13 protein-coding genes are annotated in these 18,988 nt (G+C 40.5%); 6 read left to right on the plus strand and 7 right to left on the minus strand.

The window, feature by feature from the left end:
* Positions 1-149: 149 nt before the first annotated feature.
* On the plus strand, positions 150-1,898 hold the full coding sequence (gene aspS, locus R3E32_21925) for an aspartate--tRNA ligase (GenBank protein ID MEZ4887406.1): 1,749 nt from the start codon (positions 150-152) through the stop codon (positions 1,896-1,898).
* 128 nt (positions 1,899-2,026) lie between these two features.
* Here the strand turns inward: aspS and R3E32_21930 are convergent, their stop codons facing one another.
* From R3E32_21930 to R3E32_21950, 5 genes are all read right to left on the minus strand, one after another.
* Positions 2,027-2,338 (minus strand): hypothetical protein, encoded by a 312-nt coding sequence (locus tag R3E32_21930; protein MEZ4887407.1) that lies wholly within the window; start codon positions 2,336-2,338, stop codon positions 2,027-2,029.
* Positions 2,335-2,958, minus strand: coding sequence for a DUF4240 domain-containing protein (locus R3E32_21935; protein MEZ4887408.1), 624 nt, complete (start codon positions 2,956-2,958; stop codon positions 2,335-2,337). The genes R3E32_21930 and R3E32_21935 overlap by 4 nt, the downstream gene beginning before the upstream one ends.
* A 270-nt stretch (positions 2,959-3,228) precedes the next feature.
* Positions 3,229-4,476: a hypothetical protein gene (locus R3E32_21940; protein ID MEZ4887409.1), complete on the minus strand. Its 1,248-nt coding sequence runs from the start codon at positions 4,474-4,476 to the stop codon at positions 3,229-3,231.
* 81 nt (positions 4,477-4,557) lie between these two features.
* Positions 4,558-8,442, minus strand: a complete 3,885-nt coding sequence (gene gyrA, locus R3E32_21945; protein MEZ4887410.1) for a DNA gyrase subunit A — start codon at positions 8,440-8,442, stop codon at positions 4,558-4,560.
* Positions 8,443-8,742: 300 nt separating this feature from the next.
* A complete protein-coding gene (locus R3E32_21950; GenBank protein ID MEZ4887411.1) occupies positions 8,743-9,606 on the minus strand; it encodes a substrate-binding domain-containing protein in 864 nt (287 codons plus the stop codon).
* Positions 9,607-9,714: 108 nt separating this feature from the next.
* Here R3E32_21950 and tsaD point away from each other — a divergent pair, with 108 nt between their 5' ends.
* The 3 genes from tsaD (at position 9,715) to R3E32_21965 (ending at position 12,815) form a co-directional block, all read left to right on the plus strand.
* Entirely contained in the window at positions 9,715-10,728 is a 1,014-nt protein-coding gene (gene tsaD / locus R3E32_21955) for a tRNA (adenosine(37)-N6)-threonylcarbamoyltransferase complex transferase subunit TsaD (protein ID MEZ4887412.1), read from the plus strand.
* Positions 10,729-11,068: 340 nt separating this feature from the next.
* Positions 11,069-12,082, plus strand: a complete 1,014-nt coding sequence (locus tag R3E32_21960; protein ID MEZ4887413.1) for a hypothetical protein — start codon at positions 11,069-11,071, stop codon at positions 12,080-12,082.
* An 88-nt stretch (positions 12,083-12,170) separates the two neighbouring features.
* On the plus strand, positions 12,171-12,815 hold the full coding sequence (locus tag R3E32_21965) for a hypothetical protein (protein ID MEZ4887414.1): 645 nt from the start codon (positions 12,171-12,173) through the stop codon (positions 12,813-12,815).
* A gap of 121 nt (positions 12,816-12,936) precedes the next feature.
* On the opposite strand, the gene R3E32_21970 is transcribed toward R3E32_21965, so the two are convergent.
* A complete protein-coding gene (locus R3E32_21970) occupies positions 12,937-14,601 on the minus strand; it encodes an AMP-binding protein (GenBank protein ID MEZ4887415.1) in 1,665 nt (554 codons plus the stop codon).
* A 204-nt stretch (positions 14,602-14,805) separates the two neighbouring features.
* Here R3E32_21970 and R3E32_21975 point away from each other — a divergent pair, with 204 nt between their 5' ends.
* Both R3E32_21975 and R3E32_21980 read left to right on the plus strand, forming a co-directional pair.
* Positions 14,806-15,099 carry a DUF4834 family protein gene (locus R3E32_21975; protein MEZ4887416.1) on the plus strand — a complete coding sequence of 98 codons (294 nt, stop codon included), beginning with the start codon at positions 14,806-14,808 and terminating at the stop codon, positions 15,097-15,099.
* 149 nt (positions 15,100-15,248) lie between these two features.
* Positions 15,249-18,086 carry a CocE/NonD family hydrolase gene (locus tag R3E32_21980; protein MEZ4887417.1) on the plus strand — a complete coding sequence of 946 codons (2,838 nt, stop codon included), beginning with the start codon at positions 15,249-15,251 and terminating at the stop codon, positions 18,084-18,086.
* A gap of 171 nt (positions 18,087-18,257) precedes the next feature.
* Here the strand turns inward: R3E32_21980 and R3E32_21985 are convergent, their stop codons facing one another.
* On the minus strand, positions 18,258-18,965 hold the full coding sequence (locus tag R3E32_21985) for a Crp/Fnr family transcriptional regulator (GenBank protein ID MEZ4887418.1): 708 nt from the start codon (positions 18,963-18,965) through the stop codon (positions 18,258-18,260).
* Between the last annotated feature and the right edge of the window lie 23 nt (positions 18,966-18,988).

The following is an 18,988-nucleotide window of genomic DNA, read 5'->3' on the forward strand; positions in this document are numbered from 1 at the left end:
GTCGGATTTCGTCAAAGGAACTAAACGTAATTTTTGCTCGTTGCTAAAGCAATGTAGTAAAAAATAAATACCTTTGCACCCTTAAAATTAACAAAGATTAGAGAATTTTTAACAACACATTTATTTTATTCTTAAAGCTGTTACAAAAAATGTATAGAACACACAATTGCGGCGAATTAAGACTTACCAATGTTGGTGAGCATGTTACCATCAGTGGATGGGTACAGATAGCACGAGAGTTTGGTGGAATGACCTTCGTAGATGTACGAGACCGTTATGGGATTACCCAATTGGTTTTTGACCGCAGCAAAGATGCCGACTTGTGTGACCTTGCCGATACTTTAGGAAGAGAATTTGTGATTCAATCAACAGGAACTGTTCGGGAACGAAGCAACAAGAACCCCAACATACCAACAGGCAGTATTGAGATTGATGCCAAAACATTGTCCATCCTCAACAAGTCGAAAGTGCCGCCTTTCACCATTGAAGAAGAAACCGATGGAGGTGACGAACTTCGCATGAAATACCGCTACCTCGACCTTCGACGACCTGCTGTTCAGCGCAACATCATTTTGCGCCATCAAGTAGCTGCCGAAACACGCAAATACTTATCAGAACAGGGTTTCCTTGAAATCGAAACGCCTTTCCTCATCAAAAGTACACCAGAAGGAGCAAGGGATTTTGTCGTTCCTTCAAGGATGAACGCTGGACAATTTTATGCTTTGCCACAATCTCCTCAAACCTTCAAGCAGTTGTTGATGGTGTCAGGTTATGACAAGTATTTCCAAATCGTGCGTTGCTTCCGTGATGAAGATTTGCGGGCAGACCGTCAGCCAGAGTTTACCCAAATTGACTGTGAAATGTCTTTCGTGACTCGTGAGGATGTGCTGCAAACGTTTGAAGCCTTGCTTCGTCACATTATGAAGACAGTCAAAAACATTGACTTGGGCGAAGTCGAAAGAATGGCTTACGATGATGCGATTCGTTTTTATGGTATTGACAAACCCGATACCCGTTTTGGAATGAAAATTACAGAACTCAACGAACTGACTCAAAACAAAGGCTTTGCAGTATTTGACAGTGCCGAATTGGTGGCGGGTCTTTGTGTAGAAGGCGCAGCAGATTATACCCGCAAGCAATTGGACGAATTGACCAATTGGGTGAAACGCCCTCAAATTGGTGCAAAAGGTTTGGTGTGGGTGAAATGTGAGGAAAATGGAGGCTTCAATTCTTCGGTCAAAAAGTTCTTCAATGAGGAACAATCGGCTGAGTGGGCTGCAAAAATGGGCGCAAAAGCGGGCGATTTGTTGTTGGTGATTTCGGGTGAAACAGACAAAACCCGCAAACAATTGGGCCAACTTCGCTTGGAGTTGGGCAATCGTTTGGGTTTGCGAAAAGCAGACGAATTTAAGGCTCTTTGGGTTTTGGACTTTCCGTTGTTGGAGTGGGACGAAGAACTCGAACATTACCATGCTTGCCACCACCCTTTCACCCGTCCAAAAGCTGGCTACGAAAACATCGAAAACATTGCAGAAATCAAAGCGGAGGCCTATGACTTGTGCTTAAATGGCAATGAAATTGCAGGTGGCTCGATTCGTATTCATGAGCGAGATTTGCAGGAAAAAATGTTTGACCTCTTGGGCGTTGGTAAGGAAGAGGCAGAGGAAAAGTTTGGCTTTTTGATGCGGGCATTTGAGTATGGTGCGCCGCCTCATGGTGGTATTGCTTTTGGTTTTGACAGATTGTGTGCGCTTTTGGGTGGTCAAGAGAGCATCCGTGACTTTATCGCTTTCCCTAAAAACAACAGTGGTCGGGATGTGATGTTGAATGCACCTTCTCCGATTGAAGACTTACAGTACAAGGAATTGCATATTGCTTCAGCGGTTGTGGAGAAGTAAGGGAAATTCAAATTAAAAACTCCCTGATGAAAAATCGGGATTTCGCTGTCACTCAACAACTGCAAATTCAAATAATACTTTGGAATTGAATTTTGAAAGCCTCTTGGTATTTACTGAGAGGCTTTTTTTCAGTCATTCCCTCTCGGTGGTTTACCTCCGTTTTTTTGCTTATAGTCTTCAATATACTCCTTCTCTACTTCCAGTGCCTGTTCACGTCCATCAATGTCTTTCAACAAAATACGAGCAAAAAATCGAAGCCACCCTGCTACTTTATTGAACAAAGTCACTTGTCGATTTGCACGTCTTGAACTGCCATCCTTCAACAATTCTTCTCCACTGATACCATATTTGTAAGTGTCTTCAATTTCTGTGTCGACAATTTCATACAGGTGATGTAAGTTATTATTCTCCTTCGCATTTCCATGTTTGTGTTGCTTCATAATACCACTGTTTCCTTTTCTTTTTCTCTGCCCCAAGCTTCTTTGTTACTATATGTTTCATAGCTTTTTTGAGGAAAATAAGCATAATCGGTTTTGGCTGTTTTTAGTTCGTAGGCTTTTTCAGCGATATATAGTAGAGGTTCAAAAGTAGAATCTTTAGGCATTTGGGAAGGATTGGACAGCACACTTTGATAAAATGTTTTACCACAAGCAACTACCCAACATCTGGCATATAAAAAGTGGTCACTTGAAAAATATTCTCCGTCTTGATAAGCATGTTCTCCAATATTTTCGGCATATTTTTGACCATCCAATTGATAAAGCTTATCAGCTAAGATTTCTTCAAATTGGTAAATATCCGCTAATGATTTTTTGGATAATACGTCAATTATAGCTGTACTCACTTCTTCTACATCTTCTTGTCCCCAATCCAAAGTAGCTATCAATTCCCAAAATAAATCTTCGTTCATCACTTCTAAAGTAGAAGTAGCGTCTGGTGTCAATTGGGGGTTTACTACAATTTGGACTCCCGTATTGGCATTACCTGAAAACAAAACCTTCAATTGCTCCAAAAAATCGGGAGTCAATTCCTCTAACGTCAATTTAAAATTTGCTTGCATGATTTAAAATATTTTCTGAAAAATACGAAATTTTGAAAACTTGTTCAACAAACTTAACTGGAATCTAAACCCCCTTCCTCCGATACATCACATCCGTCCGCAAAGCATATTTCACCCCTTCAAAATTTAGCAAAAAATCTAATGGAAACAAACCAAAATAGGCAATTTGTTTCTGCAATAAAAACAAAAGCCGAAGCTGTTATCATAACAACTTCGGCTTTCGCTTTTTTAAGAATCCTTCAATGGGTAATTAAAACTCATTGAAGAATTTTATTCGCCACCCTCTTGTAGGGCTTCATAGCGGTCTTTGTATTCTTTAGACTTCGCCATATCTCCCAATTGAGCATGAATCTCCTTCAATGCAATTAGTGTATTCAAGTCGTTGGCATTCACCTCCAATGCCCGATCAAAGAAAGGCAATGCTTTATTGAAGTTAACTTCAGCCTCTTTCTTTAGTCCATCATACTCTTTTTGTTTGCTCAAAGGCAATTCGTTTGCTGCTGTAATGTTAGCAACCGCCATATTATAGTACAATGCACCTGTATTGTAAAGTGCATCAAACAATTTAGGCTCTAAAGTCAAAGCTTTGTTGTAGTACTCCAATGCTTTTTCTTTATTGTTCTCCACCTCTAAGTTTTCAAAAGCAGCACCCAAGGCAAACAACAAACTAGCATTCTCTGAATAGGCTTTGTTTTCTACAGCTTCTTGCATCAATGCGACTGCTTCATCATTTTTACCATCTTTCAAGAAACCATTGATTTCTGCAATCATAAATTTCTCAGGACCATATCGTTTTTTACCTGCCTCCAAAATCGCATGTGCTTTTTCGTTATCTTCTGCTGCAGTGTACAGTTGATTCAATGACAAATACATGTTTTCGTCATCATAGTCGAGAGCAACAGCTTTCTCGTAGTACTTGATAGCGTCCTCATAGTTTTTTGCATTTTGAGCACAGTAAGCACTCATCACAATTGCAGAAGTGTCCGTAATTGCTTGGTCAGAATTGCTATTGATAAGATCGGTAATGGTCAAAGAAGTTTTGAAATTCTCTAAGCCTTTGTCGTACTCTTTAGACTGAAAAGAAGAGATACCATCGTTGTAGTACATGGCTCTGATAAAGTCCAAAACCTTTAAGTTTTGATCACTATGCACACCTTTTTCATCAGCAGCTATAGAGGCTTTGATGGCCTCCAATGCGGTTTCTGCTGCACCTGCATTGGCAGCGTGGTTTTCAATGCCTGCAATTTCGGCGTAGATAGCACCTTGATAATGAAAGGCTTTAGCCGTCAACTTCGACTTCAACTTGGGGTCATTTGCCGCCAGTTTTTCTTTTACACTGGCAATCGCATCATCTATCGCCTCCTTTGCCTTATCCAAAGATTCTGTTTTACCGATAATTTTTTCTACGCCAACGTAGGTGTTGTAGCTTGTAGATGCACTATTCAAGCTTGCACTTTGAGCGAAACTTGCAGCACTGAATAACAAGCAAAACAAGACTGGAAAAATATTATACTTCATAGTTTACAATGAAATTTACATTAAAAAAAAAATAGAAAAATTGTTTTCGTCAATGGTTAGAATACATCTAAATACTTCGGTTTAATTTTCAGGAGGAGTATTCTCCATCTCTGTTTCAGATATATCATTCAATTCGGAAGATATTGGGTTGTCTTCAGACCCCACATTATCATCTTCCTCCGAGGCAGGAATTTTTGCCACACTAGCAATGTCATCATCATCGTTTAGGTTAATCAAACGAACTCCTTGTGTAGCTCTTCCGCTTGTAGAAATATCAGCAACACTCATCCGAATAGAAATCCCCGATTTATTTATAATCATCAAACCATTTTCATCCACCACATCTTTCATCGCAATCAGATTACCTGTTTTGGTAGTCACATTGATTGTCTTAACACCCTTTCCCCCCCTGTTGGTCACTCTATATTCCTCCAAATCCGTCCGTTTACCATAGCCTTTTTCAGAAACCACCAATACAGTAGTATCATGAGCAAACCTTCGGTCAATACACAGCATACCTACTACTTCATCATTGCTATTTTCCTTCAATCGAATGCCCCTTACTCCAGTTGCATTGCGCCCCATCGAACGGACAGTATCTTCTGGAAAACGAATCGCACGACCAGAACGAATGCCCATCACTACATCGCAATGACCATTCGTCAGTTTCACTTCCAAAAGTCTATCGCCCTCATTGATACCAATCGCATTGATACCATTTTGGCGTGGGCGAGAAAATGCCTTCAAAGGTGTTTTTTTAATCACTCCATATTTGGTACAGAACATAACATAGTGGTTGTTCAAAATATCTTCGTCAGTCAAGTCCGTTACCGTCAAATATGCACGAGCTTTATCTTCTTTCGGTAACTGAACAATGTTTTGAATTGGACGACCTTTCGACGTTTTGCTGCCCTCTGGAACATTGTACATTCGCAGCCAATGACAGCGTCCTTGTTCGGTAAACACCAACAAATAATCGTGGGTCGAGCCGATAAACAAATGCTCTACAAAATCCTCATCACGAGTAGCCGAACCTTTCGACCCTTTTCCGCCCCTATTTTGCTCACGGTATTCCGTCAAACTTGTGCGTTTCATATAGCCTAAGTGCGAAATAGAGACAACCACCTGCTCATTGTTTGTCAAGTCTTCAATGCTCATTTCACCTTCCGCTGCCACAATGTCCGTTTTGCGTACATCGCCATATTTGGCCTTCACCTCTGCGAGTTCATCTTTGATAATACCCATTCTCATCGGTTCATTGGCGAGAATTTCATTGAGGTGAGCAATTTTTTGCTGAACTTCCTCATAGTCGTTTTTGATTTTGTCGCGCTCCATAGCCGTCAACCGCTGCAAACGCATATCCAAAATCGCTTTTGCTTGAATATCACTCAATCCAAAATTATCCATCAAACCCTGCTTCGCAATATCAGGACTTTGAGAACCACGAATCAATTTGATGATTTCGTCCAAATGGTCAAGCGCAATCAAGTAGCCCTCTAACAAATGCGCTCGTTTTTCGGCTTGGCGCAAATCGTATTGAGTGCGTCGAATCACTACTTCGTGGCGGAATTCCACAAAATACTTCATCAATTCCTTCAAATTCAGCAAACGTGGTCGACCATTCACCAAACACACATTGTTGACTCCAAATGAAGATTGAAGATACGTATAGCTATACAATTGATTTAGAACAACCTGAGCATTGGCATCTCTGCGAATTTCATACACAATCCTCATTCCGTTTCTATCCGATTCATCCCGAATTGCAGTAATGCCTTCAATGCGCTTGGAGTTAACCAATTCTGCCGTTTTTTCAATCAGCCTCGCTTTATTGACTTGATAGGGAATCTCCGTCACGATGATTCGTTCCCGTTCATTGTTTTTACCATACAACTCAATCTCAGAACGACCTCTCACCACGATTCGACCACGCCCTGTTTTAAATCCTTCCTTAATGCCCTCATATCCATAAATCGTTCCACCTGTTGGAAAGTCAGGTGCTTTGACATATTCCATCAAGCCATCAATATCAATCTCAGGATTATCAATATAGGCTACTATACCATCTACTATTTCGGTCAAATTGTGCGGCAACATATTGGTTGCCATCCCTACTGCAATACCCGTAGCACCATTCACCAACAAATTCGGAATTTTGGAAGGCAACACAGTCGGTTCTTCCAAACTATCGTCAAAATTCAGTCGAAAATTAACCGTATCTTTTTCGATATCGGTCAAAATATCTTCTGTAATGCGCTTCAATCGGGCTTCCGTATATCGCATTGCAGCAGAATTGTCGCCATCTACCGAACCAAAGTTTCCTTGTCCATCCACCAAAGGATAGCGCAAAGACCAAGGCTGCGCCATTCGGACCATTGCATCATATACGGAAGAATCACCATGTGGGTGGTATTTTCCCAGACAATTGTGCACCAACATTCCATTGGCAATAAATTCATGTTCATTGGCTACTTGAATATCGTAGGTGATATCTGAGTGAGCTTCTTTTACGGATTTTACTTCCATAAAAGAGATTCCATTTTCAATCCAATCTGAAACAAGGCTGTAGTATTCAGAATCGATTGCTTCTAATTTTTTTAATATGCCCAATCTCTCAAGTGTCGCATAATAAATATCAACACTATCCAAAAGGTCTTTGGAATATCTGATTTTTGTTCCATTTGGATATTTAACGCCTGCTCTTATTTTTTTCCCGTCTTTTCCTTCATACCAACCACCGCCTATATGTTTATCTCTAAATTCTTGAAAAATGGCTTTACTCATAAAAGGCAACTTTTCATATTTTTCAACTAAAAGTCTTCCTTCGACCTTTAAGCGATTTTGTTTTTTAGGGTGAATTAGGTTTATAGATTCTGATAGTTTTTGGAAAGAGTTACTTGATATTTCTAAGGAGTATCCAATAAAATTTCGTTTGAATACTCGATTCTTCCATTTTGTAGGTTTACATTCTTGTGCATAAATGGTACTGTAAATACCTAAGTTTATAAATAAAGCTTGTATTTGTCGTATAAATTTCTCAGAAATAGAAAATAAGGTTGCACTATTTCTATTTTTATGAATTGAACCATCTCCATCAATAAATCCCGAAATGAAAGCGCAAATAACAGATTTAGGGGACTGCAAAATATAATTAGGTACTTCAATATTATGTGCTAATTTATTAGAAATCCCCAATGTCTCAATTAGCCAGCTATTTAATTTTGTATTGTGTATTCTAAGGTAAAACATACCATTTCTACTAGAAATGTTTGAATTCTCGTCAAATTTAACCTTGATAATACGCTGAACCTCCTCCATAATTTCTATGGAGTTGTTAGCAAAACTAATTCTATGATATCCTCGCTTATTATCTCTGTCAATCCAACCATCAGCTAAAAAGTGTCCTAAAAAATAGCCTAAGTCTTCATCAATATTTAAATTATTGATTGATGAATACTCTGTATTAGTTTTTGAAATAGAGCGACTTACAATATAATCACCTATTTGTATGTTCTTAGCTTCTTTCCAAACCATTGTTAAATTAGGAGTAAAAACCTTAAACATCTGCCCTTTCGTACAAACATTCACCGCCCCATTGCTCGTTTCTACCTCCAATAAAGGCTGTTTGGGCATGATGTACAGTTGGGTGATTTTTTGTGTACCCGATTGAGTATAAACTTCTGCCCCTATCTCCAAATCTTCAATGGGAATCAATCCTTTTGGAGTGCTAACCAGAGTGCCAGCAACAAAACATTCCCCAACGATTCTCGCCGATTTTTTATAAGGTTTTCCTGCTCCCAATCCCAAATCCGACATACTAAAAAGCACCCTTCTTTGTACAGGCTTCAATCCATCCCTTACATCAGGCAGCGCACGTGATACAATCACCGACATAGAGTAATCAATATAGGCGGACTTCATTTCCTCCTCTATATTGATTTGTATAATATTTCCGTCAATAGCCATAAGCTCGTTTTCGTTAAACTAAGTTACTTGTTATTTGAAGTATATTTATTGCTCAAAGATACGAAAATTGTAAAGGTTTTTATAGCCTTTCGATGCTTCTGAGCAGCCTTTATTGTTATTTTATTCAAAAGAATCCATTACCTTAGTTTTGCCTCAAATTATCAAGTACAGAACTACGAAAAATTGCAAGGATATGGCAGAAAACCATGTACATCTATCTTGCAGTATGGGTGATATAGGGAGTAGAGATTTGCCAAACCTATACGAAGACAAGAAAGGAATAAATACCTATCCTTTGTATCATTCCCTTCGCCAAACCAAATCCACGGTCTCTTGATTCTCTCTCAGAATTCCCGCAGTTTGAAGCGAATACACCACACTCGTCAGCATTTTATTGCTTACCCAGCCGTGCGTAGCCCATTCTGTACTATGAAACCAACGCTCTACATCCTTCAATTTTTGACCATATCGTTCGCTTACCATCTGAATCGCTTGATTATCCTGCATAAAATTGCGGCAAGAATTGTGAATCACTCTGAGCATTTCAATAATGTTTTCAGGCTGTTCCTTCAAAATTTTGTCTGTCGCTGCAACCACAAAACAAGGCCAAGGCGTAAGAAATTCACCGATGCGCTTCAATTGTCCCGAATCCACGTAGGGTTTGGTGGTGAATTTTTCCCAATAAAAAACATCTGTTTCCTGCTTCGCCAAAGACTCCAAAGCCCCATCCAAATTTCTGATGATTTTGAATTGTGACTCATCAATCTTTTGTTCCTTGCTGTCTGCATCTACAATCGCCATCAAGTGCGAACCCGACCCAAAACGGCTGATAGCATAGTTTTTGTCAAAAATATCTCGGTAGCGGTACAAAGAATTATCTGCCGATGTATGAACCCCCCAAATCAAAGGAGAAGTCACATAATTGCTGATAATCTTACTCGGATTACCCCGCAAGATGTCTGTAATAATCCCTTCTGTCAAAAGAATACATACATCTACTTTATCCTCTCTCAAAGCGGTGGTCATTTGTCCTGTTCCACCTTTGAAGGTTTTCCATTGAAGGTCAATGCCTTTACTACTGAAACTTTCTTCTTCAATGGCTAAATGAATCGGCAAATTGAAGTGTTCTGGTACGCCGCCAATGCGTATGGTGTTATTTTCCATAGAATAAAATTATTAAAATGGTGTGCTTATTCTACAATATGAATGCTTTTTGGTTCACTCAAGCATTAGTTATTATCTTTGGAGCTTCAATCAAATGTTCAATCAAAAATGACGAAACTTCCTACATTGCTTGCCATAGAGTCTTCTTGTGATGATACTTCCGCCGCTGTAATCAAAGGTGGAAAGGTGTTGAGCAACATTGTTGCCAACCAAGAAGTACACAAAGAATGGGGCGGAGTCGTTCCTGAATTGGCTTCAAGGGCGCATCAACAACACATTGTTCCTGTAGTAGCACAGGCATTGAAGAAAGCAGGTATCACCAAAGAAGACTTGGACGGAGTCGCCTTTACACTTGGCCCTGGGCTAATCGGTTCACTTATGGTCGGTACTGCTTTTGCCAAAGGATTGTCTTTAGGATTGAAGATTCCTATGATAACGGTCAATCACATGAGAGCGCACGTATTGGCGCATTTCATTGAAGACCCTAAACCGAATTTTCCTTTTTTATGTTTAACTGTTTCTGGAGGACACACGCAGATAGTGCGGATAAATTCACCAATGGATATGCAAGTAGTGGGCGAAACACTCGACGATGCAGCAGGTGAGGCGTTTGACAAAACCGCAAAAATCATGGGACTTCCTTATCCTGGTGGTCCTTTGGTGGACAAATATGCAAAATTGGGCAATCCAAAAGCCTATACATTTCCACAACCCAAATCAAAAGGCGGCTTTAATTTTAGTTTCAGTGGTTTGAAAACGGCAATACTGTACTTTTTGCAGCGAGAAATGGCACTAAACGAACATTTTATTGAAGAAAACCTGCATGATATTTGCGCTTCGGTACAATATACGATTGTCACCATTTTGTTGAAACAGTTGGAGAAAGCTGCAAAACATTTCCGCATCACCGAAATCGCCATTGCAGGAGGCGTTTCTGCCAATTCTGAACTGCGAAGCCGTTTTGAGGAATTGGGAAAACGCAAAGGTTGGAATACCTATATTCCTCAGTTTCAATACTGCACTGACAATGCTGGAATGATTGCGATGACAGCGCATTATCAGTATCTTGAGGGAGATTTTGCAGAACAGTCGGTTGTGCCGATGGCAAGGTTTGGGATTTGAACACGGAGGCACGGAGGCACAGAGTTTTTTTAGCACTGGATTTTAGATTGAACGGAGAGACAGAGAAGTGGAGAGATTTTTGACTGAAACTTTGCCAATCAAAGATGTCGAAGAAGTCGATAGAATTTCCAATTTTGGCAACAGTTGAGAGGCGAGTTAGAGCATAGGAATTAAAGATTTTTTGTTTTCTTTTTATGTCATTTTGCAGAAATCTTTATGGATAAACGCTGAAAAGTTATAAAAATGGATGTATAATCAAATGGTTTTGTCTTTTTTTTAGTTGGTAATTTTACTTGGATTGAATATAGAAAAACGTAAGAACCTTAACACAACAAATCAGATGCGACATAGCGAAATCATACAATTGCTTCAAGAACATCCCGATAAACTGCTTCAAAGTACTGGATTTGAGCGTTTGGTAGCGGGAGTAGTGGGTAAGTATGTAGAGGCGAAACGTTTACCAGCGAATCAAAAGAAAGAAATCGTTGAAAAAGCCAAAAAAAAGGTATTGAAGCAGTTGATGAAGTTGGCACAAAAAGACAAACTCAAAGCTGCTCTGCCGACACTTATAGTGGAACTGACCAACAATCTTTGCAGCGATATAGAAGACCGTTGGATGCTGCAAAATTTTGCTCCTCAACTGATTGCCAAATACGAATATTTAGTAGCTGCAATGGTGCAAAAGTATGTGCGTGAGGGTTCTATTGAAGACAAAGACAGTGACCAATTTATCGAAAATGTGCAAGGACGGTTGATGGAGAAGTTGGCAGACAACAAATTAGCCGAACAGTTTAAGGGTAATTCTCTCTTCAAAACCTATTTTTATAGAGTGGCTTACAATGCGGTAGTTGACGAATACCGAAAGTATGTGCGCCGTCCAAGTACCAATGAGCTACGGGCTGAGGTGATTGAGCAAAAGGTTCATTCAAGTGTTGAAGTCGAGTCCGATAGCATTGACCTCTATGGGCATATCCTCCGAACTTTACCCAAGCAAGCCCGCCGAAAATTTGAGATGACAGCTAAGGTGGTTTACCGAATGATTCTGATAGTCAAAGACATCAAAATACCATATCCATATTGTGCCGATGATTTGTTGGTCGAAATATTGAGCGAATTTGGAAAGGATTACACCGATTTGGCAAAAGGCACACTGTGGGAAATGCTGAATCATTTTGTGGCAGCATTGGAGGAAGAAAAGGAGGGAAGTGTGCGGACGCTCAAAAATCATTTTCAACAGATTCAACTGTTTGTGCTGCAAAATATTTTTAGGCGAAAGATAACCATAGAAAGCACTGCCCAAAAACAGGCTGCCGATGAATACCTCGAAAACCTTGTTTACCGTTTCTATCGTTAGAAAAATGAAAATACAAACGCAATGTTTTCCAAAACGGTTTTTTGATACGTCAAAAGAAGTATATGCAACCAAGTTAAATTTTATCATCATGAATACGATTACCCAACCCTATTTTGATACAGACGGTCATTTCACCTTAGAGACTCGGTCGCTTTATGCAGATGCCATGCGATTGGATAGAATCGAAGATTTGCCCAGTGAATTGGTCGAACATTTACACGATTGCCTGCAATGCAGCATAGAAACCATTGGTTTGTATCAACTTACCACGAACCATCCCACAAACGAAAAACATCCTTTTTTCGATTTGGGACAGTCTGTGCCTACTTCAAATGAAGAGTTGGACGATTTATTGGAGGGTATCTTGCGGTCTGCATTGAAGGAAATCAGCACGCATAATGCAAGCATGGAAGAACAATTGGAACTGAGCTTCAAATCTGACAGTATTTTGGACATGGTTTTGCCGAAAAAAGATGCGGTGTGCATTGACAAAATTCAATTTGAACTGAATCAAACTTCTTCCCAAAGAATCCCTTTGAATATTCGGGATGCAGAAGGCAATATTGTCTATCGCTTCAAAATGTTGCCGAATGTACTAAAACACGAAATTTCGATTGACAAGCAAGGATTTGCAACGGGTTTGTATTACTGGACGGCTTTGTTGAGCGGTGTGCGAAAAACAGGTAGATTGTATGTTTGTCGGGCAGAGGATGTCGGGAATTTTTTGAAGTAAGAAGATTTGTATTACTGTTTTGTTGTTAAACAACAAGTGAGTAGGTTTGGTTGCCATACTGCAAAAACTCAATACTTTTCTCTGCTTTCAAAAAAATCCTCTGTGTCACTGTGTTCAACTCTCAACACCAAACCACCGCCTCCTTATCCTCATACCACGCATCATAACTTGGGCTAAATTGCTTCTCCAAAGGATTGCGTTTGATTTTGAGAGAGGGAGTCAATAGGTCATTTTCCACCGTCCAAGCCTCTTTCATAATGATTGCCTTCTTCAATTTCTCATGATTTTCCAAAGTAGGATTCACCTCCGCAAAAGTGGCCTTCAAACTCGCTGCAATCTCGGATCGTTCCATTTTCGCCCCTTCTTCTGATAAGACAATCAAGGCCATAGGCTGCGGCATACCCGTTCCGACCACACAAACCTGCTCGATGTACGGATTTTTAGACAACTTCAATTCAATAGGACTTGGGGCAACATATTTTGCCTTTGCAGTCTTGAAAATGTCTTTCACCCGCCCCGTAATCTTCAAATAACCGTTGGCATCAATTTCCCCTTGATCGCCCGTTTTCAAGTAGCCATCATCGGTCATTGTTTCCTTCGTTTGAGCAGGTTGTTTGTAGTAGCCCACCATAGTAGCCTTACTTTTGACGAGAATTTCGCCAATATCGCTGATTTTGCACTCCACACCAGGCATCACCGTACCGACAGTTCCGATTTTACACTTGCCCTTCGGATTGGAATGAGAATACGCTGCATTTTCGGTCATGCCGTATGCTTCTTGAATATCCAAACCCAATTTCTGGTACCATTCCAGTAGAGAAGGAGCAATTGGAGCAGCTCCCGAAATGACGTGCCGCACTTGGTCCAAACCCAAATTGGTTTGAATTTTCTTTTTGACGATACCCGACAGAATAGGGATTTTGAGGAAAATATTGAGTTTCTTTTGAGGCATTTTAGAGAGAATCGCTCCCTTAAATTTGGTCCAAATTCGAGGAACAGCCAAGAAAATAGTGGGGCGAGCCGTTACCAAGTCTTTATTGAAAGTATCCAAAGATTCGGCAAAATATACCTGTCCGCCTGAATACATGCCGCCCATGCCAGTGAGCAAACGTTCTGCAATGTGTGACAAAGGCAAATAAGAAAAAAAACGTCCTCCATCAGGGCCAGGATTGAGTCTTTCCTTCAATGCGTTGGTTGTTGCAAAAGCCAACGCTTCAAAATTATGCACTACGCCTTTGGGAGTACCTGTGGTGCCAGAAGTGTAAATGATGGTCATAATTTCGTCCATATCTCGGTTGGGTTCACCTTCCATTGGAGTGTGTTTTGCAGCTAAGTCCTCCCATTTGTTGTAACCTTCGGGACCATAAAGCGGAAACGAAATCGGCAAAATGTCTTCTGTCAAACCACTTTTCATCGAATCCCAATCGTCCAATTTACCAATGAAAATTGCTTTTGCACCACTGTGTTCCAAAATATAGCGCACCGTTTCGGCATGTAAGTTGGGGTACATGGGGACTGACACATGACCCGCCATCATAATTGCCAAATCGGTCATCATCCAATGAGCGCAGTTTTTAGAAATCAAAGCAATGTTGCTTTTGGGCGGAAAATTCAATGCCTTCAATGCTGCTGCAATGCGCCTAATCTCCTGACCCGCTTCTTTCCAAGTCCAATGACGGTATTCACCTTTGAGTGGTTGACTCAAATAAATGGCATCGGGTTTATTTTTTTCCCAATGGTATAACATTTCTAATGGAGTTTTGAAGTTGGAAGCTACTGCAGACATTTTTTACATTTTGGTTTTATAGATGGAGTAAAATTAAATAATTTTTCGACAAAAAAACCCCTGTTCCATGCATCTTTGTCATGCGAAAAACGAAATACCCACATTTCAACACTTTTTTAAGTAGGTCTTTTTATCAGCATTTTTCAAAAAAATATTCGGAACTTTACACCCTCTTACCGTGTTAATAAAAGAAAAGACCTCATTATGGCTTTATTAAAATTCATTCTTGTTGTTTATTTGATTTATATTTCCCTCAAATTTGTTTTTGTTAGAGTCGTACCTATGTTATTGGTTCGCAAAATTCAAAAACTCCAAGAAGAAGCCATCAATAGACAACAAAATGCACAACAGGCTTATCGTCAAGGAGCTACCCAATCACAAGGATATCAAAAACCACAGCAAAAAGGCAATGTAACCATCACCGTAGATCCCCAAAAACATTCCTCCAATGCACAATTTGATGATGGAGAATACATTGATTATGAGGAGATTAAGTAATTTTTTTGAAGAATGGCTAAAAAACTCCCTTCCTCTCATTCCCTTCGTTCAAATTGCACTTTTGTCAGCAACCTTAGCCATTTAACTACCAAAGCATTTCCTTCAAGGCTTAATTTGTTTTATTTTGCAGCAAAGCAAATTTTAAAACAATGAAGCATTTATTTCCCTTTTTGACTTTTCTGTTTTTTACCTTTCAAGTCCTTCATTCCCAAATTAATGTAAACGGTACCTTTGACAGTTTTGAAGACTTTTCGACCGTCAAAAAAATGCCTTTTACCATGCCCGATGGCGTAGAATTGATGACCGATGTCTATCTACCTATTACCAGCGATTCTTTGGTCTTACCAATTGATTTACAAGGAATCGGTACCATTTCATTGGAGTTGATACCACGAGGAATACAGTGGATTGTCTATGACAGCCTCGATAATGCACCCAATCCCAATCCTTTCCAATTGCCTTTCATTTTCCTACGAACACCTTACGATAAAGACACCGAAGATGGTGGATTTGCAGCCAATATTCTCGGCTACGGTTTTGCCATTCAAGACCTTAGAGGGCGATACGAGTCAGAAGGCGTGTATTTTCCGATGTACAGTGATGGTTGGCAAAAAAATGCCTATCACCCCCAATACAGTCATGCGGCAGATGTCACCGAAATGTCGAGTCCCTTCAATGGCAACAAACATGAAGATGGCTACAATAGCGTGCAATATTTGGTCAATAATTTGACGGGTGTTTTTGATTTGGACGGAGATGGAACAGCCGAAACAACTGCTCCTTTCTGCAATGGAAGCGTGGGAATGTTGGGCGGTTCAGCTTTGGGGAACACGCAGTATCAAGCCGCCGCAGCGCACCGAATCAATCCCAACGAAAAAGGTTTGAAGTGTTTGGTGCCTGCCGTAGCGACCAACGAACACTTCAACAGTACGGCATATAATAATGGTGTTTTGCGAGAAAGTTTGGTGAGGGGATGGTTATATGGTCAAATTTTGGATTTGGAAGATCAATTTATTGACCAAGACAATGACCTTCAAAACGATATACACACAGCAGCAGACTACAACCTTCAAAACAAAAACCAAGTAGCAGAACGCTGCGTGGAATATTCGAGCGATTACCAATTTGAAGGAAACATAGCCAATGCCTATCCCAACAGCATTGCGAGAAGCGATTTTGATGCAAGTCTTGCACCCGTCAACTCCAATGGCGAAAGTGATGCAAACGGTTTGTACAGCCGCTACGCCAATATGGAAGTACCGATGTACCACCTTTCGGGTTGGTGGGATATTTTTGTGAATGGACAAATCGAAACTTTCAACCGCTTGATGAACAACCTAAGCGACGAAAACGGCAACAAACAGTTTCAGAAAATAGTGATTGGGCCCTTTGCCCACCAAACGCTTGGCAGCCGAACAACTGGCGACCAACTCTACAAAGAAAATGTGAACGATATCTTCAATGCTGATTTTTCGAATATCAACATCAACAACGTGGATGTGGAGGCTTTGCTGCAATCGGAGGTGGCACTTTGGTACCGCCAACATTTGAATTATCGTCAGGGATTGGGTGAACCCAAAGTTCGGATTCCTGAAAGTCAGCGCTGGCAAACAACAAGTATTGGCGAAATCAGAATTCCTTCGGAGGATTATTATGTCGGCTTGATGGATATGCTCAATTTTTTGTCGGGCAAAGGGGATTTACCCGCTATCAAGTTGGAACTCAATAGCCCTTTTGGTGTGACTGCTTTGGAGTTTCCAATTCCTCAATTGACGACTCCTTTGCTGAACATTGGAGGCGAACCATTGCAGCCCATTACCCCACAAGATTTTAGCGAAATACCGAATGTACGTTTTTATGTAGTAGGGCCTGTAAATGATGGCATTGCAGCGAATGAAAATGTGGGCAATTATTGGTTTTCGTCCGATGTATTTCCACTCACAAAGTCTGAAGGTGTAGTGTTTGAGGAGTTTTATTTGCATCAAAACCAAAAAATCAGTGCCGAACAACCTAATGAAAATGAGGGTATTTTGACCTACACACACGACCCCAACAATCCTGTACGGACTACGGGTGGCAACAATATGTTGGTCAGAACGCCAAACAATAGCCGCAACAGTCAAGGACAAATGAATTTGGCGAATCCCACTTGGTCGAGTTTGACCTTAAACAACGATGGGGTGCTGCAATTCACAACGGAAGTGATTGAAGATTCGCTCACCATTATAGGCTATCCCAAAGCCACGATTTATGCTGCTTCTAATCCCGATGGAGTAGGTGCGGGTTTGACAGATACCGACTTTTTTGTGCGAATTTTGGATGTCTATCCCGATGGTAGAGAGTTGTTTGTCGTTGAAGGGGCGGTCAATGCAAGAGCGAGGGAATACGCTCGTTCTTTGGCAGATGGTTCGGAAAATATCAATGCGCTTTTCGCCAACATCAACATTGGGGAAGTGTATGAATACCATTTTCAGTTGTTGCCGATTGCCTACACTTGGGGGGCAGGGCATCAGATGAAAGTGTTGATTAGTAGTAGCAATTACAACCGATATCAGGTGAACGCCAATGTGCCGATTGAAGATGGAGAATTTTTTCGCCGTCAGCCGAATGATGGTAAAACCTACAACTTCAATGGGGTAGAAATGGCTGCGAGAATTGCGACCCAAAGCATCTATTTTTCGCCCAATCATCCTACTTCCATCGCCTTACCGATTTACAAAGGCACTGCCGTAGGGATTGAAGACGCATCTTTGGGAGAGTTGGCGGTTCGTATGTATCCGAATCCTACAAACTCCGATTTACACATTGAAGCCGCAAAAACAGGTGTGTATCATTTGATTCTCCGCAATTTGATGGGGCAGATTTTGCAGCAAGCAGATTTTAACAACCGTATCGAATTGGATTTGAAGGGTTTGGCAGTGGGGATGTATTTGGTAGAGGTAAATGGAGAAGATGGGAAAATGGTGGAGAAGGTGGTGATTCGTTAATCTGTGAGTCGTCCTATGAATATTCTTTCCATGCTTTTTCGAGATTGCGCCCGTTATCGAAATGTATATCGGGCTAAAACTGTTCAAAAATACACGTTTTAGCCCGATATAAAAAAAGATATTCGGCTAAAACTACTCAAAAACACACGTTTTAGCCCACTTATAGTCAATTTACTGAATCATTTGATTCAATTTTCCAATATCTCTTACCAACAATTTTCGGCGATTGAAGTAAATCAAATTATCGGCTCGAAGTTCATTGAGAATAGTTGTTACCGTTTGGCGGGAAGTGCCTGTGATGTTGGCGATGTCTTGATGGGTGAAAAAACGTTTGACCAAAGTATCAAAACCCACTTTTTGACCATGATCCACCGCCAAATCTCTGATAAATTCGATAATGCGGGAACGAGTATCCCTAAACAATTGTGATTCAAGTCGATGCTGGGCTTGGACCAATCGGTCACCAACCAATTGAGTCAATTCTATATTGACCTGATTGTTTCGCTGCATCAAATCTTGTATCAAGTCAATTGGTAACGCATACATCTCACTGTCATCCAAGGCTTGAGCAAATTCATTGCGTCGTTGTTTGCCCAATATCGCCAATTCACCAAACAACTCTCCTTTGCGTAAGACCCATTTAATCAATTCTTTGCCATAGCTCGAATAAGAACCAACTTTGATTCTGCCCGATTTCATGAGATAAACTTTTTTGCAGGAATCATTGGGAAAATAAACAAAATTCCCTTTTTTGACGGTGCGTGTTGTAATGCCGTTTCTTTCTGCGTTTTGCAATATTTCTTGGAAAAAATCAGGGAAAACGCTGCGATTGGTCGTGAAAGGTTGTGCTGAAATATTGGAAACTGCCATCGTGTTCATGTATTTTGTTTTATTTGTTTGGT

The organism is Chitinophagales bacterium (assembly GCA_041392475.1).
In the GTDB taxonomy this organism is placed as follows: domain Bacteria; phylum Bacteroidota; class Bacteroidia; order Chitinophagales; family UBA2359; genus JAUHXA01.